At 71.1% G+C, this 19,575-nt stretch carries 17 protein-coding genes and 1 pseudogene; 12 read left to right on the top strand and 6 right to left on the bottom strand.

What is annotated here, in order from left to right:
- The first annotated feature begins 6 nt into the window (after positions 1–6).
- From nirB to ABH935_RS43505, 3 genes are read left to right on the top strand one after another with little or no spacing between them, the layout of a single operon-like run.
- Complete coding sequence (gene nirB / locus ABH935_RS43515; RefSeq protein ID WP_370383858.1) at positions 7–2,577, top strand: nitrite reductase large subunit NirB; 2,571 nt, start codon at positions 7–9, stop codon at positions 2,575–2,577.
- Positions 2,577–2,996, top strand: a complete 420-nt coding sequence (nirD, locus tag ABH935_RS43510; RefSeq protein WP_370383857.1) for a nitrite reductase small subunit NirD — start codon at positions 2,577–2,579, stop codon at positions 2,994–2,996. The genes nirB and nirD overlap by 1 nt, the downstream gene beginning before the upstream one ends.
- A 33-nt stretch (positions 2,997–3,029) precedes the next feature.
- A complete protein-coding gene (locus ABH935_RS43505) occupies positions 3,030–4,349 on the top strand; it encodes a nitrate/nitrite transporter (RefSeq protein ID WP_370383856.1) in 1,320 nt (439 codons plus the stop codon).
- 16 nt (positions 4,350–4,365) lie between these two features.
- On the opposite strand, the gene ABH935_RS43500 is transcribed toward ABH935_RS43505, so the two are convergent.
- On the bottom strand, positions 4,366–4,884 hold the full coding sequence (locus ABH935_RS43500; protein ID WP_370383855.1) for an Lrp/AsnC family transcriptional regulator: 519 nt from the start codon (positions 4,882–4,884) through the stop codon (positions 4,366–4,368).
- Positions 4,885–4,994: 110 nt separating this feature from the next.
- On the opposite strand from ABH935_RS43500, the gene pdhA reads away from it, so the two are divergent.
- From pdhA to ABH935_RS43485, 3 genes are read left to right on the top strand one after another with little or no spacing between them, the layout of a single operon-like run.
- Complete coding sequence (pdhA, locus tag ABH935_RS43495) at positions 4,995–6,134, top strand: pyruvate dehydrogenase (acetyl-transferring) E1 component subunit alpha (RefSeq protein WP_370383854.1); 1,140 nt, start codon at positions 4,995–4,997, stop codon at positions 6,132–6,134.
- The gene (locus ABH935_RS43490) at positions 6,131–7,135 is read left to right on the top strand and encodes an alpha-ketoacid dehydrogenase subunit beta (protein ID WP_370383853.1); all 1,005 of its coding nucleotides are present in this window, start codon (positions 6,131–6,133) and stop codon (positions 7,133–7,135) included. The genes pdhA and ABH935_RS43490 overlap by 4 nt, the downstream gene beginning before the upstream one ends.
- On the top strand, positions 7,120–8,565 hold the full coding sequence (locus tag ABH935_RS43485; RefSeq protein ID WP_370383852.1) for a dihydrolipoamide acetyltransferase family protein: 1,446 nt from the start codon (positions 7,120–7,122) through the stop codon (positions 8,563–8,565). The genes ABH935_RS43490 and ABH935_RS43485 overlap by 16 nt, the downstream gene beginning before the upstream one ends.
- A gap of 63 nt (positions 8,566–8,628) precedes the next feature.
- On the opposite strand, the gene ABH935_RS43480 is transcribed toward ABH935_RS43485, so the two are convergent.
- Positions 8,629–9,870, bottom strand: coding sequence for a serine hydrolase domain-containing protein (locus tag ABH935_RS43480; protein WP_370383851.1), 1,242 nt, complete (start codon positions 9,868–9,870; stop codon positions 8,629–8,631).
- Between the two features lie 69 nt (positions 9,871–9,939).
- Positions 9,940–11,208 carry an MFS transporter gene (locus tag ABH935_RS43475; protein ID WP_370383850.1) on the bottom strand — a complete coding sequence of 423 codons (1,269 nt, stop codon included), beginning with the start codon at positions 11,206–11,208 and terminating at the stop codon, positions 9,940–9,942.
- A gap of 158 nt (positions 11,209–11,366) precedes the next feature.
- On the opposite strand from ABH935_RS43475, the gene ABH935_RS43470 reads away from it, so the two are divergent.
- The 5 genes and pseudogenes from ABH935_RS43470 to ABH935_RS43450 all read left to right on the top strand — a co-directional run bounded on the left by ABH935_RS43470 (position 11,367) and on the right by ABH935_RS43450 (position 16,749).
- Positions 11,367–12,314, top strand: coding sequence for a GlxA family transcriptional regulator (locus ABH935_RS43470; protein ID WP_370383873.1), 948 nt, complete (start codon positions 11,367–11,369; stop codon positions 12,312–12,314).
- A gap of 74 nt (positions 12,315–12,388) precedes the next feature.
- A complete protein-coding gene (locus ABH935_RS43465; protein WP_370383849.1) occupies positions 12,389–13,711 on the top strand; it encodes a hypothetical protein in 1,323 nt (440 codons plus the stop codon).
- Positions 13,711–14,589 (top strand): annotated as a pseudogene (locus tag ABH935_RS43460) (ABC transporter ATP-binding protein); the annotation flags it as partial. The gene ABH935_RS43465 and the pseudogene ABH935_RS43460, both read left to right, overlap by 1 nt.
- Positions 14,590–14,840: 251 nt before the next feature.
- A complete protein-coding gene (locus ABH935_RS43455) occupies positions 14,841–15,989 on the top strand; it encodes an ABC transporter permease (protein ID WP_370383848.1) in 1,149 nt (382 codons plus the stop codon).
- 1 nt (position 15,990) lies between these two features.
- Complete coding sequence (locus ABH935_RS43450) at positions 15,991–16,749, top strand: endonuclease/exonuclease/phosphatase family protein (RefSeq protein ID WP_370383847.1); 759 nt, start codon at positions 15,991–15,993, stop codon at positions 16,747–16,749.
- Positions 16,750–16,803: 54 nt separating this feature from the next.
- On the opposite strand, the gene ABH935_RS43445 is transcribed toward ABH935_RS43450, so the two are convergent.
- Positions 16,804–17,409: a gluconokinase gene (locus tag ABH935_RS43445; RefSeq protein ID WP_370383846.1), complete on the bottom strand. Its 606-nt coding sequence runs from the start codon at positions 17,407–17,409 to the stop codon at positions 16,804–16,806.
- Positions 17,410–17,527: 118 nt separating this feature from the next.
- On the opposite strand from ABH935_RS43445, the gene ABH935_RS43440 reads away from it, so the two are divergent.
- Entirely contained in the window at positions 17,528–17,962 is a 435-nt protein-coding gene (locus ABH935_RS43440; protein WP_370383845.1) for a nitroreductase/quinone reductase family protein, read from the top strand.
- A 42-nt stretch (positions 17,963–18,004) separates the two neighbouring features.
- Here the strand turns inward: ABH935_RS43440 and ABH935_RS43435 are convergent, their stop codons facing one another.
- Together ABH935_RS43435 and ABH935_RS43430 are read right to left on the bottom strand one after the other, a co-directional pair.
- Positions 18,005–18,625 carry a DUF4291 domain-containing protein gene (locus ABH935_RS43435; RefSeq protein ID WP_370383844.1) on the bottom strand — a complete coding sequence of 207 codons (621 nt, stop codon included), beginning with the start codon at positions 18,623–18,625 and terminating at the stop codon, positions 18,005–18,007.
- A gap of 48 nt (positions 18,626–18,673) precedes the next feature.
- Positions 18,674–19,378, bottom strand: coding sequence for a DUF1707 domain-containing protein (locus ABH935_RS43430; protein ID WP_370383843.1), 705 nt, complete (start codon positions 19,376–19,378; stop codon positions 18,674–18,676).
- Positions 19,379–19,575 lie beyond the last annotated feature (197 nt).

Raw genomic sequence — 19,575 nt, 5'->3', positions numbered from 1 at the left:
GAGGACATGAGCCCCTCGCAGCGCACCGTCCTCGTCGTCGGTCACGGCATGGTCGCCCACCGCTTCGTCTCCAGCCTGCTGGAGCACGGGCGCCCGGCGCCGGCCGTCACCGTCTTCGGGGCCGAGGACCGGCCCGCCTACGACCGGGTCCGCCTCTCGTCGTGGTTCGACGACCGGGACCAGACCTCCCTGCACCTCGACCCGTACCCCGACGGGGCCGTCGAGGTGGTCAGCGGGGTCGCGGTCGCCAGCGTCGACCGGGAGGCGCAGACCGTCACCGGCGCGGACGGCAGCGTGCGCGGCTACGACGCGCTGGTGCTGGCCACCGGCTCCCGGCCGTTCGTGCCTCCGGTGGAGAACCACCAGGCGCCCGGCTGCTTCGTCTACCGCACGCTGGACGACGTCGAGGCCATCGCCGCCTACGCCGCTGGGAACGGCCGCAGCGCCGGCGTCGTGGTCGGTGGCGGGCTGCTCGGGCTGGAGGCCGCCAAGGCGCTGACCAGCCTGGGCCTGAAGACCACGGTCGTGGAGTTCGCGCCGCGCCTGATGCCGCTGCAGGTGGACGACGGCGGCGCGGCCGCGTTGCAGAGCCGGATCGCAGAGCTCGGAGTCACCCTGCACACCGGCACCCGCCTGGACAAGGTCCTGGTCGACGCCGACGGGGTCGCCACCGCCGTGCAGGCGGTCCGCGGCGAGGACGTCGAGACCATCGAGGCCGACCTGGTCGTCTTCGCCGCCGGCGTGCGCCCCGAGGACAGCCTGGCCCGCTCCTCGGGCCTGGACGTCGGCGAGCGCGGCGGCATCGTCGTCGACGAGCTGTGCCGCACCTCCGACCCGCGCGTGTATGCGATCGGCGAGTGCGCCCTGGCCGCCGACGGCCGGGTCTACGGCCTGGTCGCGCCGGGCTATCAGATGGCTGAGACGGCCGCCGCGCACCTCGCAGAACTGGTCGAGGGCCGCACCTTCACCGGCGCCGACACCTCGACCAAGCTCAAGCTGCTCGGCGTGGAGGTGGCCAGCTTCGGCGACGCCTTCGGGGCCGAGGTCGGCGCGATGTCCGCCACCTACAGCGACTCCCGCCGCCAGGTCTACCGCAAGCTCACCATCGCCCAGGACGGCCGGCTGCTCGGCGGCATCCTGGTCGGCGACGCCGGTGACTACGGCACGCTGCGCGCCCTGGTCGGCGAGCAGCCGCCGGCCGCGCCGGAGGCGTTGCTGCTGCCGGCCGGAACCGCCGGCTCCGCCGGGATCGGGCCCTCCGCCCTGCCGGACGCGGCCGTCCTGTGCTCGTGCCACAACGTCACCAAGGGCGCGATCTGCGGCGCCATCCACGACCTCGTCGAGAAGGGCGACGGCGAGGTGACGCCGAAGCAGATCGGCGGCTGCACCAAGGCCGGGACCGGTTGCGGGTCGTGTGTCACCTCGATCAAAGCCCTGATCAAATCGGAGGGCGGAGGCGGTAGCTCAGCCCTCTGCGAACACTTCACGCAGACCCGCTCCGAGCTCTACACCATCGTCCGCCGCGACCACATCACCACCTACGCCGAACTGCTGGCCAAGCACGGCACCGCGGCCAAGAACGTCACCGACGGCTGCGACGTCTGCAAGCCCGCCGTCGGCTCGATCCTCGCCTCCCTCGGCGGCCTGCTCGCCGAGGGTGACAGCAAGCCGCACGTCCTGGACGGCGGCCAGGCGGCCCTTCAGGACACCAACGACCACGTCCTGGCCAACCTGCAGCGCAACGGCTCCTACTCGGTCGTCCCGCGCATCCCCGGCGGAGAGATCACGCCGGACAAGCTCATCGTCATCGGCGAGGTGGCGCGCGACTTCGGCCTCTACACGAAGATCACCGGCGGCCAGCGCATCGACCTGTTCGGGGCGAGGATGGCCGACCTGCCGAAGATCTGGCAGCGGCTGGTCGACGCGGGCTTCGAGTCGGGGCACGCCTACGGCAAGGCGCTGCGGACCGTGAAGTCGTGCGTCGGCTCCACGTGGTGCCGCTACGGCGTCCAGGACTCCGTCAAGATGGCCATCGACCTGGAGCTGCGCTACCGGGGCCTGCGGGCGCCGCACAAGATCAAGATGGCGGTGTCCGGCTGCGCCCGGGAGTGCGCCGAGGCGCAGTCCAAGGACGTCGGCGTCATCGCCACCGAGCGCGGCTGGAACCTGTACGTCGGCGGCAACGGCGGCGCCCGGCCCCGGCACGCCGACCTGCTGGCCACCGACCTCGACGACGAGACGCTGATCCGCACCATCGACCGCTTCCTGGCCCTGTACATCGCCGAGGCCGACCGGCTGGAGCGCACCGCGACCTGGGTCGAACGCTACGAGGGCGGCCTGGACCGGCTCCGCAGTGTCCTGATCGACGACGTCGAGGAGCGCGGCGTGGAGCTGGAGGCGCTGATCGCCGCGCACGTCGAGGCCTACACCGACGAATGGCGCGCGGTGCTGGAGGACCCGGCGAAGCTGGCACGCTTCGCCACGTTCGTCAACGCGCCGGACGCGCCCGACCCGACGGTCGCGTTCGTGCCCGAACGCGGACAGATCAAGCCGCTGCTGACTCTTGGGAGGCGCTGATGACTGTCGAAAGTGTCTGCGAAACGGTGCAGGCGCAGGCCTGGACCCCTGTGTGTAAGTACGCGGAGTTGGAGCCCGGCCGCGGAGTGGCCGCTCTGGTCGATGGCGAGGCGGTGGCTGTGTTCCGGCTGGGTGACGGATCGCTCTACGCGGTCGGCAACACCGATCCGTTCTGCGGCGCGTCGGTCATCTCCCGGGGCATCACCGGCATGCGCGGCGACGGCACCGCGACCGTAGCCTCGCCGATGTACAAAGATGTGTTCGACCTGGCGACGGGAGTAGCGCTGGACGCCCCGGACGTGCGCCTGCCGGTGTTCGCCGTACGTCGGCACCGGGGTGTGGTGTGGGTCGCGCCGGATGTCACATCGGATTACGAGCAGGATGCGGAACACCTCATGGAGCTGACCCCTGTGGCTTGAACAGGCGAAACAGGCCGTTCGTAAGTTGCCGGTATGTCAGCTATCACCTCAGACCAAAGTCTGCTGAGCACCTGGAATCCTGAGAACGAGGACCTGTGGGCCGCCGGGGGGCGCCGCATCGCCCGCCGCAACCTCGTCCTGTCGATCCTCTCGGAGCACATCGGCTTCTCGGTGTGGTCGCTGTGGTCGGTGCTGGTGCTGTTCCTCGGCCCGGCCTACCACGTCGACGCCGCCGGGAAGTTCATGCTCACCTCCGTGCCCACGCTGGTGGGCTCGGTGCTGAGGCTGCCGTACAGCTTCGCGGTGACCCGGTTCGGGGGCCGGAACTGGACCGTCTTCAGCGCCCTGATCCTGCTGGTGCCCTGCGCGCTGGCGGCCTTCCTGGTCAAGCCCGGGGTGTCGTACTCGACGCTGCTGGTGCTGGCCGCGATCACCGGCGTCGGCGGCGGGAACTTCGCCTCGTCGATGACGAACATCAACGCCTTCTACCCCGACCGGCTCAAGGGCTGGGCGCTGGGGCTGAACGCCGGCGGCGGGAACATCGGCGTGGCGGCCGTGCAGCTCGTCGGCCTGGCCGTGCTGGCCTGGAGCGGCAAGGGGCATCCGGGGCTGGTCGCCGGGATCTATCTGCCGCTGATCGTGGTGGCCGCGGTCGGCTCGGCGCTGTACATGGACAACCTGCCGAACCGGCGCGCTGAGAAGGGGGCGATCCGGGAGGTGGCCAAGCGCGGCCACACCTGGGTCATCTCAGTCCTCTACATCGGTACGTTCGGGTCGTTCATCGGCTTCGGGTTCGCCTTCGGCCAGGTGCTCCAGGTCCAGTTCAAGACCCAGTTCGCGACCCCGATCGACGCCGCGTACCTGACCTTCCTCGGCCCGCTGCTCGGTTCCCTGTCCCGCCCGATCGGCGGCCGACTGGCCGACCGGCTCGGCGGGGCCCGGGTCACACTCGCCACCTTCGCCGCGATGGCCGCCGGCGCCGCCGTCGTGCTGGCCGCGTCCCGGGCCGACTCGCTCGCGGTGTTCGTGATCGGCTTCGTGCTGTTGTTCGTCTTCAGCGGCGTGGGCAACGGTTCGGTCTACAAGATGATCCCGGCGTTGTTCGCCGACGAGCCGGAGGCGAAGGGCCGTCGGCTCAGCGGGGCGCTGATCGGACTCGCCGGGGCCGTTGGGGCATTCGGGGGAGTGCTGGTGAACATGGCGTTCCGGCAGTCGTTCCTGAGCACCAAGAACGGCGACGCGGCTTACCTCACGTTCCTGGTGTTCTACGCGCTGTGTGCGGCGCTGACGTGGGCCGTGTTCATGCGGCGCAGCGTCGCGCCTCGGGCCCAGGCCGTACCGGTCGCCGACTGAGGAGCGTCGAGGAGAGTCAGACCTCCGGCTCCTCGGAGGAGTCCGGGACGAGCTCCGGATCGCCTGGCAGCGCCGGCAGGTGGTCCGTCTCGTCGAAGACCAGCAGCGTCCGGGTGGAGCGCACGCCCGGCATGTTCTGGATGTGGGCGAAGACCAGGTCCCGCAGTGTCTTGTTGGAGGCGCTGCGGACCAGCAGCAGGACGTCGAAGTCCCCGCTGACCAGCGCCACGTGCTCCACCCAGGGCAGCGCCGCCAGGGTGTCCCGGATCTGGCGCCAGCTGTTCTGTTCGACCTTCATGGTCAGGTAGGCCGAGGTGCTGAAGCCCACGCGCTCGGGATCGACCTGGATCGTGAAGCGGCGGATCACCCCGTCGTCGAGCAGGCGCTTCACGCGCGTGTAGACGTGCGCGCGGGAGACGTGGACGGCGGCGGCCAGGTCGCGCATCGACATCCGGCCGTCCTGCTGGAGCAGATGGACGATTCGACGGTCCGTGTCGTCCAGCGTGGATGATTGGCTCGGGTTAGCGGTGCTCATGGTTCCAATTGTCTCCGATCTTGCAAGCGCACTGGTCAGGTGGGTTCGCCCGAACAAAGAATCGGCATCACACAGCCGACGCACTACCGACACGTGTCAATGGAGACGACGTGACCGTTCTCGCCACGCCCGACAAGACCGGGTCGGGCTTCCCCCTGGGGTTCGACGCGATATTGGACCCCTCGCCCCTGCAGTACCTCGACGAGCACGGCGCGCTCTCCGGCGCCCTGCGCGACGACGCCCCCGAGCTGGACCCGAAGGAGCTGCTGGCCACCTGGCGCGCCATGGTGATCGGCCGGCGGTTCGACGTGCAGGCCACCACGATGGTCCGGCAGGGCCGGCTGGCCGTCTACCCCTCGTCGTACGGCCAGGAGGCGTGCGAGATCGGCGCGATCCTCGCGCTGCGTCCCACCGACTGGTTCTTCCCGACCTACCGCGACTGCGTGTCGATGGTGACCCGGGGCATCGACGCCGTGGAGACCCTGACGCTGCTGCGCGGCGACTGGCACTGCGGCTACGACCCGCAGCGCTGGCGCACCGCCCCGCAGTGCACGCCGCTGGCCACCCAAGCCCCGCACGCCGCCGGGCTCGCGCTGGCCGCCAAGCTGGCCGGCGACGACACCGTCGCGCTGGCGTTCTGCGGCGACGGCGGGACCTCCGAGGGCGACTTCCACGAGGCGCTGAACTTCGCCGCGGTGTATCAGGCCCCGGTCATCTTCTTCGTGCAGAACAACCAGTACGCCATCTCGGTGCCGCTGGCCAAGCAGACGCGCGCGGCGGCGCTCGCGCACAAGGCCGTCGGCTACGGCATGGCCGGCGTGCGGGTGGACGGCAACGACGTGATCGCCGTGCGGCGCGCCGTCGCCGAGGCCGCCGAGCGGGCCCGGCGGGGCGAGGGCCCGACGCTGATCGAGGCCGTCACCTACCGGATGCAGGCGCACACCAACGCCGACGACGCCAGCCGGTACCGGGAGGAATCAGAGGTCGATTACTGGAAGGTGCGCGATCCGCTGGCGCGGCTGGAGACGTACCTGAAGGCCGCCGGACTGCTGACCGACGACGTCGTGGCCGAGGCGAATCAGGTCGCTGAGGAGCTGGCGAACGACATGCGGGCCCGGCTCGGCGAGGAGCCGGAGGTGGACCACCGCGACCTGTTCGCGCACGTCTACGCCGAGCCGACGCCGCAGCTGCTGGAGCAGGCCGCCGCGCTCCAGGCCGAGCTCGACGCCGAGAGCGAGGGCGCCCGATGACCGCCACGCTGGACGGTGCCGCTCAGAGCACTGAGATCTCCCTGGCGCAGGCCGTGAACCGGGCGCTGCGCGACGCGATGACGGCCGACGAGAAGGTGGTCGTCTTCGGCGAGGACGTCGGCGTGCTCGGCGGCGTCTTCCGCGTCACCGACGGCCTGACCCGCGACTTCGGCGAGCAGCGCTGCTTCGACACGCCGCTGGCCGAGGCGGGCATCATGGGCACCGCGATCGGCATGGCGATGTACGGCTTCCGGCCGGTCGTGGAGATGCAGTTCGACGCGTTCTCCTACCCGGCGTTCGAGCAGATCGCCTCGCACCTGGCGAAGATGCGCAACCGGACGCGCGGCGCGCTGCCGCTGCCGGTGGTCGTGCGGGTGCCCTACGGCGGCGGGATCGGCGGGGTGGAGCACCACTCGGACTCCTCCGAGGGCTACTTCGTCGCCACGCCGGGGCTGCACGTGGTGACGCCGGCGACGGTGTCGGACGCGTACACGCTGCTCCGCGCGGCGATCGAGTCGGACGATCCGGTGATCTTCATGGAGCCCAAGCGGCTCTACTGGTCGAAGGACCAGCTCGACACGGTCGGTCCGGCTATCGGCCAGGCCGCGGTCCGGCGTCAGGGTACTGACGCGACGCTGATCGCCTACGGCCCGACGGTGCAGACCGCGCTGGAGGCCGCCGAGGCCGCGGCCGCCGAAGGATACGACCTGGAGGTCGTGGACCTGCGCTCGATCGTGCCCTTCGACGACGCGACGGTGACCGCCTCGGTCCGCAAGACCGGACGCGCGGTGGTGATCCACGAGGCCGCCGGGTTCGGCGGCACCGGCGCGGAGATCGCGGCGCGGGTCTCGGAGCGCTGCTTCCACTGGCTGGAGGCGCCGGTGCGCCGGGTGACCGGGTTCGACATCCCCTACCCGCCGCCGAAGCTGGAGCGGCACCACCTGCCCTCGGTGGACCGGATCCTCGACGCGGTGGCGTCGTTGCAGTGGGAGGACCGGTGAGCACTCGCGAGTTCCTGCTGCCGGACCTCGGCGAGGGGCTGACCGAGGCCGAGATCATCGCCTGGCACGTGGCGGTGGGCGAGCATGTCTCCGTCGACCAAGTGGTGTGCGAGGTCGAGACGGCGAAGGCCTCGGTGGAGGTGCCGTGTCCGTACGCCGGCGAGGTCGTCGAGCTGCACGGGGCGGTCGGGGATGTGGTGGACGTCGGGAAGCCGCTGATCAGCGTCGCGGCGGTGAAAGCCGCACCGGAGGAGCCAGCGGACCGGGCCCGGCTCGATGCCGAGGCTCGGGACAGGGCTGCGAGCGGCAACGGGAAGGCCGGAGCTGCGAGCGGGAGCGCCGGCGCGAAGGCCGGCGCGGCGAATGGCAAGTCTGCGGCTGCGGGCGGCGCGAAGTCTGGCGCGGCGAATGGCAGCGCGAAGCAGAGCTCGGGGAACGTGCTCGTCGGCTACGGCACTGCTGAGACCGGCGGCGTGCGGCGTCGGCGCGTCGTGAGCGGGTTCGGTGGGCACGGTTCTGTGCTGCGCGTGCATGTCGTGCCGGTTGTAGTTCCGAAGGGTGGCCGGATCCCGGTCGTCTCGCCGCTGGTGCGGCGGCTGGCCAGGGAGGGCGGGCTCGATCTGGCGTCTGTGCAGGGGACCGGGCCCGAGGGCTTGATCATGCGGCGTGATGTCGAGGCGGCGTTGGCTGCCCCGGCCGCTGCTCCTGCTTCGTCGAGCACTGCTACCGGCATCGCCGAGCGCGAGCGGGTCCCGTTGCGCGGTCTGCGCAAGACCGTCGCCGACAAGCTGTCGCGCTCCCGGCGTGAGATCCCCGACGCGACGACGTGGGTCGATGTCGATGCGACCGGCCTCATGGAGCTGCGTGCGACGCTGAACCGCGACACGTCGGCGCCGAAGATCAGCTTGCTGGCTGTGCTGGCTCGTATCTGCGTCGCGGGCCTGGCGCGCTATCCGGAGCTGAACGCGACGGTGGACGTCGAGCGGCAGGAGATCGTCCGATACGCCGACGTGAACCTCGGCTTCGCCGCGCAGACGGATCGCGGTCTGGTCGTGCCGGTCGTGCGCGGGGCGCACCGGATGTCGACCGAGGAACTGTCGGCTGAGTTCGAGCGCCTGACGGCGGCGGCGCGCGCCGGTTCGCTGCCGGTGTCGGAGCTGACCGGGTCGACGTTCACGCTGAACAACTACGGCGTCTACGGCGTCGACGGTTCCACGCCGATCCTGAACCACCCCGAGGCCGCGATGCTCGGTGTGGGACGGATCGTGAAGAAGCCGTGGGTGGTCGGCGACGAGTTGGCTGTCCGCCAGGTGACGCAGCTGTCGTTCACCTTCGACCACCGAGTGTGCGACGGCGGCGTGGCCGGTGGCTTCCTGCGGTATGTCGCCGACCTCGTGGAGGAACCCGCGCGGTTGCTGCGGGGGCTGTAGCGCCACGCGCCACGAATGCCACAGGGGCCTGACAGAGAGCGCTGTCAGGCCCCTGGTTTCGTCCTAAGGCATGAAGGCTGCGGCGGCCAGCCGGTTCGCCTTCTCCAGCCCGGCCTCGGCGGCCAGGTCGGTGACGCCGGTCGAGACGATGCCGACGTGCCGCAGGTCGCGGGTGGCGAACATGGCCGTGAAGTAGCCCATGTCCTCGCCGGTCTTGCCCCACAGGACGGTGCCGTCGGGCAGCGTGTCGGTGCCGATGCCCAGGCCGAAGCAGGCCTTGCCCTTCTCCGGGCCAGTCTGGCAGTTTCCTGAGTCGCCGGTGTAGGGCAGCAGGTCGTCGTCGGCGTCGTGGGGGAGCGCGAACATCTGCGTGAGCTGTGCCCGCGGCAAGAGTCGGCCCTGGAACAGCGCGGTGATGAACGTGTTCAGGTCGCCGGTCGTGGAGATCATGCTCGACGGGTCGCCGCCCGCCGCGCTGACGTCCGTGACAGTGCCCTGACTGTCGGTCAGGTAGCCGTGCAGGTACGGCGACGGCATCCGTGGCCTGCCCTGCGGAACGAATGTGCCGGTCAGGTGCAGCGGCCGCACGATGCGGGCCCCGACCTCGTCGCCGAACGAGTGCCCGGTGACGTGCTCGATGAGCAGGCCGACGATGCGGAAGTTCAGCGAGTTGTAGCTCTGCGCGGTGCCGGGGGCGAAGACCGGGCCGGGCCACGGCCGGCCGGCGGGACGCAGCGTGGAGTCGATGATCTGCCGGAAGCCCTGGTACTCGAAGCGTCCGGCGATCAGCTGGTCGGTGGTCATGGACGGCCCGCCGTCGCCGATCTGCGGCAGCCCGCTGGTCATGTTCAGCAACTGGCGCAGCGTGATCGGCTGGAACGTGGCGGGCAGCAGTCCGGGCAGGTACTGCTGCACGCTCTGGTCGAGGTCCACGCGGTGCTCGGCGGCCAGCTGCAACAGCACGACGGCCGAGAAGGTCTTGCTGATGCTGCCGATGCGGAAGTGTGCGTCGTCGGCGACCGGCCGGCCGGTCTGCGTGTCGCCGGCCGAGCCGCGCCACGTCTGGCCCTCGCTCCGCACGAGCGCGACCGCCCCGGCCGCCGCCTCGCCGGAACGCATGGCGATCGCCTGCTGCAACGCGGCCGGGTCGAGCGCCGGGGCGGTGGTGCGCGGTGTAGCCATGGCGGTCGCGCCGAGCGACGGTGTGGCGGCGGAAGCTTCGGCAACGACAGCAAACCCCGTCACGGCCGTCGCGAGTGCGGTGAACGCGGCGGCCGCAGCCCTGCGCTTGGCGTTGATTCCCATGCGGACCACGGTAGGGGATTGCAGAGACTCTTTGCAAATAGTTCTGCAAATAGCTTCTGCAAGTGGTGACTACTCCTGCGCGGCGGTCAGCCGCGCGTTCCGCAGCGTCACGACCAGCGTCAGCACGCCGAGTGCGCCGACCGCGAGCAGCAGCGTGGCCGGGGAGGCGACGTTCTTGAGCGCTGACAACAGATACGGCGCCGCGAAGCCGATGTAGGTGACGGCCTGGAACACCGCGGTCATCCCGGCCAGGTCCTCGGGCGGCGCCAGCCGCTGGACCTCGGCGAGGCCGAAGACGAGCAGGACGCCGTAGCCGAAGCCCATGATCACCGCCGCCACCAGCGTCAGGACCGCCTGCCAGGCGCCGAGGCCGTTCAGGGCGGCGACGCCGGCGTCGGCGAGGGTGCCGCCGGTGACCAGGGCCAGGCCCAGGGTCAGCAGCCGGGGCCGGGCCAAGTTCCGGCCGGCCGGGGACGCCGCGATCTTGCGGGCGACCGGCTGGATCAGGACGCCGGACATCGCGGTCACCATCGCGGCGGCGCCGGCGTAGATCAAGGACAGGCTCTTCACGTGCCCCGCAGCCAGGCCCGGGAGGTAGACCATGGCGATCGTCGCGGCGCCGAACACCCACGGCGCCATCGGCAGCAGCACGCCGACGAATCGCCGGTCGGAGAAGCCGCGCAGGCGGAGCAGGCCGCCGCCGAGGACGCCGGATCGCCTGCGCTGCACCGTTTCCGGAGCGCGGGACAGCAACACCAGAGCCACCGTGGCCAGAATCAGCTGTGGAATATAAGGGGTCTCGTACGCCGCCGGTCCCCACTGCACCAGCACTCCGGCGATCAGCGGTCCCAGGCCGAACCCGACCGTCATGGCGATCGAGGTACGTCGCGCACCGGCACCGGCACCGGCTACCGGGTTGGCCGCCGACAACTCCTTCACCCACGCGCTGCCCGCGCTGAACGCCGCGCCGCTGGCGACGCCCATCAGCACGCGACCGACGGACAGCCAGGCCAGGCCGTGGGAGCCGAGCATCAGCACCGCGCCGGAGAGCATCGACAGCAGCACTGCGAACGTCACGACCGGACGGCGGCCGACCCGGTCCGACAGCGGGCCGGCGACCAGCAGGCCGGGCACCAGACCGGCCGCGTACAGCCCGAAGATCGCCTCTCCGGCCGACGCCGAGACGCCCAGCTTCTCGCGGTACAGCAGAACCATCGGCGCGAACTGGTTCGCGCCCCAGCCGACCGCGGTCAGCGCGAGTGCGGCGCGGGCCCAGGTCTCCTTGCGCGACCGCGACGGGGTCTCCATCGCGGTGTTCTTCACGTCTGTAAGGCTCATAGGTCCGATGATCTCTTGCGCCTGGCGGACCGCCCAGTGGCAGTAATGACATGTAGCGCTAAAATGCTGCCATGGGTCGGAACAGCGCCACCGAGCACGTCACGGATCGCGTCACCAAGGGCCGCGCCAAGGGCCGCACGAAGGGCCGCGCCAAGCACATGGTCGCCGTGGCCGTCGCCGAAGGTGCGCCGATCTTCGAGATCGCGATCCCGGTCGAGATCTTCGGCCGGGTCCGGCCGGGCATGCCGGAGTTGGGCTACGACGTCCGGGTCTGCAACCCCGAATCAGGGCCCGTACCTGCCGGCGGCGGCTTCACCGCGCACAGCGGCGACACCTATGCCCTGCTCGCCGAGGCCGACACGGTGATCGTGCCGGCGGTACGGGACGTCACCGAGGAACTGCCGGCGGACCTCGTCGCGGCCGTGCGGGAAGCGCACGCCAACGGCGCCCGCGTGGCGTCCCTGTGCACCGGGGCGTTCGTGCTGGCCGCCGCCGGGCTGCTCGACGGGCGCCGCGCCACCACGCACTGGTTGTACCGCCAGGAGTTCCAGGCCCGCTTCCCGGCGGTGGACTTCGATCCGGCCGTGCTCTACATCGACCACGGCGACGTGCTCACCAGCGCGGGCACCACGGCCGGCATCGACCTGTGCCTGTCGATGGTCGCCGCCGACCACGGCGCGGACATCGCCAACACGCTGGCCCGGCGTCTGGTGGCGCCGTCGCACCGCAGTGGCGGGCAGGCACAGTACGTCGAGACGCCCGCGCCGCCGGACCGGCGCGACAGCCTGGGTCCGCTGCTGGACTGGATGCGGACGCATCTGTCGGAGACGCTGACCGTCGCCGATCTCGCGCGGCACGCGAACGTGGCGGAGCGGACCCTGATCCGCCGCTTCCACACCGCCGTGGGCACCACACCGGGCAAATGGCTGACCGAGCAACGGGTTCTGCACGCGCGCCGGCTGCTGGAGACGACCGACCTGCCGGTGGAGCGCGTGGCCTCGGCGGCCGGGCTCGGCGGCGCGGCCAACCTGCGGCACCACTTCACGGAGGTCGTGGGGGTCGCGCCGAGCGACTACCGGCGGACGTTCCGCAAGCCCGGGGTCTGATTCACGGACGGTCTGACCGCCTATGTCTGACCGCCTATGGTGGACGCGCAGTCCTTTGTGGGAGGGGAGGCCAGGTGAGCGGTGACCTGTGGTGCGGCGGCGTCATCAACGACTTCGAGCCCGACTACGACGACTCCGGGGCGTGGCGCGAATGCCTTGTCGAGCTGGGCCATCCGACGCCTCCACCGCCCCCGCCGCCGCCGATCATGGACCGGCCGACGATGGGGGACTACTGGCGCGGCCTGCGGCACTTCAACGACCACCCGGCGCGCGCCGGGGCCCTCTCGTATCTTCGAGAGCTGACGATCGAAGGCCTGCGGGCCGGCTCGATCAGCAACCGCGACCTGCTGTACGAGGTCCGGCCGGCGGCGGTCGCGGTCTCGGTGCTCTCCGAGCGGGAGGTCGCCGGGAACGGGGCCGTGGTGGCGGCCGTGATCCGCTCGGTGGCCGATCGGCATCCCGCGCGGTGGGCGTTGCTGATCGACGTGGTCGGCTTCTGGGGCGGGTCGCTGGCCTCGCTGCTGGCCGGACGCGACGACAGCGGGGCCGAGGACTGCCAAACCGTGTTGCCGTTCGGCAGCGGGCTGTGGACCGGGCATCTGTGGCGTCCGGCGAACATCCTGCTGGCGTTGGCCCCGGCGGAGGGCGCGCGCCGGTTCCTCGCCGCGGGCACCGATGTCACCGCGCTCCGGCGGGGCTCCACCGCGGAACTGATGCCGGGGTTCATGCCGCTGTCGCGGGTGTTGGTCGAGCACACGCTGAGCGATGACGGCAGTGCTCGGGCGCGGGTGAATCTGGCTGGCAACGCGTTCGCGCCGGACAGCGTCTTGGCCGGGCTGCTCGGCCGGGATCGGGACCGGGGCCGGGAGCCGGAGCCGGACGTCGTCGACGCGATCCGTCGGCACGACTTCGCCGGAGGCGCGGTGCGATGGCAGGCCTACCGCATGCCGCACAAGCGCTCCGGGTCTCTTCGCACATCGCTGGGAAGTCTTCTGGAACACGGCCAGCAGCAGTTCCTGGACATGCTGGCCGTCGCCTGCGACGGCGCCACCGAGGACGACGCGGCGTTGATCCATACCCTGATAAGGCTCGCGGGGGACGATCTGCGGCCGGAGGCCCGTCGGGTGGCGCTGGAACTGCTGGCGCGGGTGTCAGGGCCCGAAGTCGTCTGGAGTCTGGAACTGGCACGCGTCGGGTCACTGGACCGGCTGCCGTCGGCGATCCGGGCGTCGATGGCCGCGGGGTCGGCCGCGCCGCTGGCCGTGGCGGTGCGGGAGAAACCCTTCCGGGACCGGAACGCGGCGGTCAACGCGGCGGCGGCCGAGCTGCGGCAGGACAGTGTGCTCGACTCGCCGTTGCCGTGGCTAGGATCGGGCCAGGCAAATCGGGAGGCTTGATGCTGGAGCTTGAGGGGCTGCGCAAACGCTACGGCGACCGCGTCGCGTTGGACGGCGTGACGTTCTCCGTGCGTCCGGGGGAGCTGTACGGCTTCGTCGGCACGAACGGCGCGGGCAAGACCACGACGATGCGGATCACGCTCGGCGTGCTCGAACCGGACGCCGGAAGCGTGCGATTCCAGGGCAAATCGGTCGACACCGCCACCCGGCGCACGTTCGGCTACATGCCCGAGGAACGCGGCCTGTACCCGAAGATGCGCGTCGGCGACCAGCTGCGCTACCTCGCCGAGCTGCACGGCATGAGCCGCGGCGACGCCGCCAAGGCCACCGGCTACTGGATGGAGCGGCTGTCGGTCGCCGAACGCGCCGAGGACCGCGTCGAGGCGCTGTCGCTGGGCAACCAGCAGCGGGTGCAACTGGCCGCCGCGCTGGTGCACCACCCGGCGGTGCTGGTGCTGGATGAGCCGTTCTCCGGGCTGGACCCGGTCGGCGTCGACAACCTCGCCGAGGTGCTGCGCGAGCGGGCCGCCGAGGGCGTGCCGGTGGTGTTCTCCAGCCATCAGCTGGAGCTGGTCGAGCGGCTGTGCGACTCGATCGGGATCATCTACCGGGGCCGGATGGTCGCCACCGGCACCGTGGACGAGCTCCGGGCCTCGCGGGCCGAGCGGGCGCTGCGCGTCGGAACCGACGCCGCCGCCGGCTGGGCCGACGGACTGCTCGGCGTGGAGTCGGCCGAGTACGGGCCGACGACGACATTGATCCTCACCGGCGAGGCCGACGACCAGGCCATTCTGGACGCCGCGCGGGCTGTGGGGCCGGTGCGGGAGTTCACGCCGTTGCGGCCGAGCCTGGCGGACCTGTTCCGGGAGGCTGTCGCGGAGCACGACGGCGATGGTGAGGGTGACGGCGCGGGCGGCGGTGCGGGTGGCGGTGCCACCGGCGGCGGGGCCGATGGTGGTCCCGGCCAGATCGGCGGCGGCCGCGCGCCTGCCGGGCTCGCCGGACGGGTCTGGCGTGCCGCGCGTGCGGCGCGTGCCGGGCAGGCCGGAACCGGCAGTGGCAGCGCCAGCGGCGCCAGTGGCGAACACAGCGATTCCGGCGGCAGCGCCGACCAAGAAGGAGCGCGCGCGTGAACCGGAACCGTCAGGCCGTCCGGCTCGTCATGCGCCGCGAGTTCGTCGAGCGGGGCCGGGACCGGGGTTTCGCGATCTCTGTGGCGATCTCGCTGCTGATCGTGTTGGTCGCCGTGGTGATCTCGGCGCTGCTCTCGGGGCGGGACAAGACGCCGTCGTTCACCGTCGGCTTCGCCGGGCCGCGCGCCGCCGTCGAGCAGCAGTACGCCGAGCGGCAGGCCCCGGCGTACAAGATCAACCTGACCTCCAGCGTGGTCACCGACTCCGCGGTGGCGCAGCAGATGGTCAAGAGCGGCAAGATGAACGCGCTCGTGGATGGCGGCCAGATCTACGTGCAGGACTCGGTCGACCCCAAGCTGGCGCCGGTGCTGGCCGGGGCGAACCTGGCTGCGCAGATTCCGGACGTGGACCAGTTGCAGGGGCAGAACACTGTGAAGCTGGCGCCCAAGGACCCCGACGCCGGGCAGCGCAAGACGGTCGCGCTGGTCGCCGAGATCATGTTGTTCAGCCAGATGATCGCGTATTGCATGTGGGTCGCCACTGGCGTGGTGGAGGAGAAGGCGAGCCGGGTCATCGAGGTGCTGTTGTCCAGCACGTCGGCGCGAGTGCTGCTGACCGGGAAGATCATCGGCATCGGCGCGCTGGGACTCCTGCAGCTGGCGGCCACGGCCGCGGTCGGGATCGGCGCCGGGGCGGCGACCGGGGCGCTGCACATGACCGGGCAGATCTGGCAGACCGTGGGGATCGTGGCGGTCTGGTTCGTGCTGGGGTACATCTTCTACGCCTCGGCCTACGCCGCGGTGGCCGCGCGGGTGTCGCGGCAGGAGGAGATGCAGACCGCGGTGCAGCCGCTGAACCTGGTGCTGATGGTGCCGTACTTCGCGGCGTTCGCGGCGCTGAGCAACCCGGACGCGGTCTGGGTGCGGGTGCTGTCGCTGATCCCGCCGTTCTCGGTGCTGATCCAGCCGGTGCGCATCGCCGGCGGGGACGCGTCGTGGTGGGAGCCGGTGGTGGCGATCGGGTTGATGGCCGTGGTGACGGTCGGGATCGTCGGGGCCGGCGCCCGGGTGTATGAGAACTCTGTGTTGCGGTTCGGGTCCAAGGTCCCGATGCGGGTCGCCTGGACCGCGGGGAGGAGGGCATAGCGTGCCGAAGGTCCGGGTGCTGTCGTTCAACACGCTCTTCAGGAACGAGCCCAGGGTGCGTCTGCGCGCGCTGGCCGAGGTGTTGAGGACTGGCGACTACGACGTGGTCTGCCTGCAGGAGCTGCAGATCCCGCCGAACTTCGCCCTGCTCCGCTCGCTGACCCGGGAGGCGTTCCCCTACGCGGCGTACGGCCGCCGGCTGCCCGTCGTCGCCGGCGGCCTGCTGACCCTGTCCCGCATCCCGCTGGTCGGGCACCGCTACCAGGTCCTGGCCGCCCCCGCGAAATGGCGCAGCGACCTGGTGCTGCGCAAGGGCGTCCTGCTGACCCGCTTCAACGCCGACGGCGAGTTCTTCACCGTCGCCAACACCCACCTGTCGGCGAACCGCGCGGCGGACTGGTCGAAGGCGGCCCCGTTCACCCGCGTCCAGCAGGCGGAGCTGGCCCGCCTGGCGAAGACGGTCCGCCGCATCGACTCCGGCGAACCGGTGATCGCGGTCGGCGACTTCAACGTCCCCCGCGACTCCTGGCTCTTCGAGGGCTTCGAGGCGGCCTCGGGCCTGCGCGACGCCTTCAACGGCGACGCCGCCACCACCTACCGGCCGGTCCCCGGTTGGGACGGCGCGGCACTGGACCAGGTACTGGTGACGCCGGGGCTGGCGGCCAAGGGCGAGGTGGTGCTCCAGGACAAGGTGCGGATGGCCGACGGACGGGAGCGGTTCTTGTCGGACCACTACGGAGTCGCCGCGACGGTGGGTTGACGGCTCGCCGCCCGCCACCGCCGAACTCGGTCGGCGGTGGCGGGCGGCGAGCCGCTATCCCGGCGCCTGCCGCCCCGGCTCGGCCGCCGCATAAGCCGCCAAATGCTCCGCGGCGATGATGCGATCTACGGTCTGGTCGGGGGTGCCCGCGGACTGCACCATCAGCACGTTCTCGTCCGGCGTTGGCGGCTCCAGCGTGCTCAGTTGGCTGCCGAGCATGTCGGCGTGGAACATGTGTCCGCGCCGGTCGGTCAGCCGCTGGTGCAGGGTCTTGAGGTCGACGACCAGGTACACCATGCGGACCTGCGGCCGGCCGGCGCGCAGCCGGTCGCGGTACGAACGTTTGAGCGCCGAGCAGGCGATGACCGCCGGCCGGCCCGCGGCCGCCGCCTTGTCGATCCAGCGGCCGATCTCGTCGAGCCAGGGCATGCGGTCGGCGTCGGTGAGCGGCTCGTGCGCCGCCATCTTGGCGATGTTGCTTCCCGGGTGGAAGGCGTCGCCGTCGGCCCAGTCCCAGCCCAGGCGGCCGGCCAGGGCGGCGCCGACGGTCGACTTGCCGCTGCCGGAGACGCCGGTGACCACCACCACCGGCGGCGTGGCACCGGCGGCTCCTGGGGTTCCGGGGGCTCCCGGCGGCGGGGGAGGGGTCGGTCGCACCATGCCCTCAGCCTGACATCGGCGAGGTCGCGGTGCTCGCCGGCGGGTCCGGACGGGCCATCCGGGTGAGGCTCTGAGCAGCAGGGAATAAAACCCCTTCGACGGGAGGCTGGGCGCCGATATGAGCAACGAAGAGGCTCGTTCGTGGAACGAGCAAGTCATTGAAGAGTTCCGGGCCAACGCCGGAAGCGTCCAGCAGTTCGGCGGCAAGGGCCTGGTCCTCCTGCACCACACCGGTGCGAAGTCCGGCGCCTCCTACGTCTCCCCGCTCGCCGGGATGGCCGTGGACAAAGGCGCGTGGTTCATCGTGGCCTCCAACGGCGGCGGCGACAACCACCCGGCGTGGTACCACAACGTGCAGGTGCACCCCGAGGTGCTCCTGGAGGTGCCCGGCGACGACGAGGTGAAGACCGTCAAGCTGTCCGCGCGCGTCGCCGACGAGGACGAGCGCGACCGGTACTTCGCCCAGATGGTCGCCTGGGCCCCGCAGTTCGCGGAGTACGAGAAGGGCACCACGCGCCGGATCCCGGTCGTCGTGCTGGAGCCGGCCGCCTGATAGCCGGCCGACCAGCGGTGTTCGGGCGTCGCGGCTAGTCCACTAGTCCTCGGCGCCCGGACGGTACAACCGCCGCGCGATGTGCGGCGGCAACTCGTAGGGCCGCTCCTTCGGCAGGTGCTGCGCGGCGCGGTCCTTTCGGCCCTCCTTGAGCAGGTCGGCCATTTTGCGCACGGTCGGCGTGATGTCGCGGATCTCGGTCGTCCAGGAGTTCACGTAGTCCGCGATGACGTGGCGGCTCAGCCCGACCTGGATCGCGCGCGCGTCCAGCACCGCACCGGCCAGCGTCCGCTCGGGATCCCACTGGACGTGCACCGTCGCGTGCTTCATCTGCCGCTCCCAGTCCGCGCGGTCGGCGTAGACGCCGCGCTCGTAACCGGTCAGCACCGCCTGCGACAGCGCGGTCTCCCAGCCCTCCCGCGTGATCCGGACCGCCAGCACGTGCTCCTGCCCCGGCTTGCGGGCCCAGTTGCTGCGGCCCATCATCCACAGGAACGACGGCTTGACCCACGTCATCCGGTTCAGCGAGAACGGCTCGACGAAGCGCTGCGCCCGCACCGCCGGCTCGGCGATCTCCGCACGGTACGCCTGGTACACGACGATCGTGTCGCGGTCATAGTCCGCACGCACCTGGTGCAGCGGAAGGGTGTTCGTGTTGGCCATGAAGGAGTCTCGCGCACAAGCCTGTCCGGCGCCTGTGAATATCAGGGCTCAGCGTCGGTGCCGGTTCTCCCACCACCACACGGCGGGGTTGAACGCGCCGTCGCCGGGCGTGCTCCGGTGCACCACGATCTTGCCGAACGTGGACTTGCCGGTGATCCGGATCAGCGGCCCGTCCTCCTGTCCCTCCGGCGTGGAACCGGTGACCGAGCGCTTGCCGAACAGCGCGCCGCCCTCGTCGATGACCCGCGCGTTCTCCGGGACCGTGATGATCGCCTTGCCGCAGAACGCGTTGATGTCCAGCGTGATCTCGCGCCCCGGCAGCACGGCCTCGGCCAGGTTCACGATCAGCGCCCCGAACCGCGCGTTCGCCGAGGTGTGCCGGCCGGCGACCCAGCGGCCGGAGCGGATCACCTTGCTGAACGTCGCGCTCAGCTCCTGGTGCTCGACCGCCGAGACCGGGCTGACCCGGGCCTCGCGCAGGTCGTCGGGCAGGTCGGCGGTGAGCGGGACCAGCTCGGCGCGGGTCTTGGCGGCGTAGGTGGCGTCGATCCGCTCGGCCAGCTCGGTGCTGGTCAGCCGGCCCTGCGCCAGCGCCTCGGACAGCACGGCCGCCACCTCGTCGCGCTCGGCGTCGGAGGCCCGGACCTGCCCGGCGGGCACCTGTCCGGCGATCTGCTCGGCGGGGACCTGGGCGGCCGGCTCGGAGGGCACGACGACCGGGACGAACCGGTTCTCTTCGGGCGCGGAAGTCATGCGAGCAGTGTAGCCGGAAACCGTCGCGAACGCGATATGTCGCGTCTGCCGGCTGACGTCGCGTCAGACCAACTGTGGACGAACGACGAATGAAAGCCTTCGCTATCAGCGGGTCTTGTGCCTCGATAGCACTTGTCCGGGCCCTTATTCGCCTAGACAATACCGTCGCCACTTTCGCGTCTTCCCCACATCCCCCA

It is taken from the genome of Catenulispora sp. GAS73, from assembly GCF_041262085.1.
Taxonomy (GTDB): Bacteria; Actinomycetota; Actinomycetes; order Streptomycetales; family Catenulisporaceae; genus Catenulispora.
Note: the sequence above shows the minus strand (reverse complement) of the source record. Positions and strands in the feature narration are given on the sequence as shown.

Bases quoted from the DNA above. Each gene is read 5' to 3' on its own strand.
- ABH935_RS43440 (WP_370383845.1), top strand. From the start codon at position 17,528: ATGAGCAACGAAGAGGCTCGTTCGTGGAACGAGCAAGTCATTGAAGAG.
- ABH935_RS43445 (WP_370383846.1), bottom strand. From the start codon at position 17,409: ATGGTGCGACCGACCCCTCCCCCGCCGCCGGGAGCCCCCGGAACCCCA.
- ABH935_RS43430 (WP_370383843.1), bottom strand. From the start codon at position 19,378: ATGACTTCCGCGCCCGAAGAGAACCGGTTCGTCCCGGTCGTCGTGCCC.
- ABH935_RS43490 (WP_370383853.1), top strand. From the start codon at position 6,131: ATGACCGCCACGCTGGACGGTGCCGCTCAGAGCACTGAGATCTCCCTG.
- ABH935_RS43470 (WP_370383873.1), top strand. From the start codon at position 11,367: ATGGTCGCCGTGGCCGTCGCCGAAGGTGCGCCGATCTTCGAGATCGCG.
- ABH935_RS43505 (WP_370383856.1), top strand. From the start codon at position 3,030: ATGTCAGCTATCACCTCAGACCAAAGTCTGCTGAGCACCTGGAATCCT.
- ABH935_RS43475 (WP_370383850.1), bottom strand. From the start codon at position 11,208: ATGAGCCTTACAGACGTGAAGAACACCGCGATGGAGACCCCGTCGCGG.
- nirB (WP_370383858.1), top strand. From the start codon at position 7: ATGAGCCCCTCGCAGCGCACCGTCCTCGTCGTCGGTCACGGCATGGTC.
- nirD (WP_370383857.1), top strand. From the start codon at position 2,577: ATGACTGTCGAAAGTGTCTGCGAAACGGTGCAGGCGCAGGCCTGGACC.
- ABH935_RS43435 (WP_370383844.1), bottom strand. From the start codon at position 18,625: ATGGCCAACACGAACACCCTTCCGCTGCACCAGGTGCGTGCGGACTAT.
- ABH935_RS43480 (WP_370383851.1), bottom strand. From the start codon at position 9,870: ATGGGAATCAACGCCAAGCGCAGGGCTGCGGCCGCCGCGTTCACCGCA.
- ABH935_RS43500 (WP_370383855.1), bottom strand. From the start codon at position 4,884: ATGAGCACCGCTAACCCGAGCCAATCATCCACGCTGGACGACACGGAC.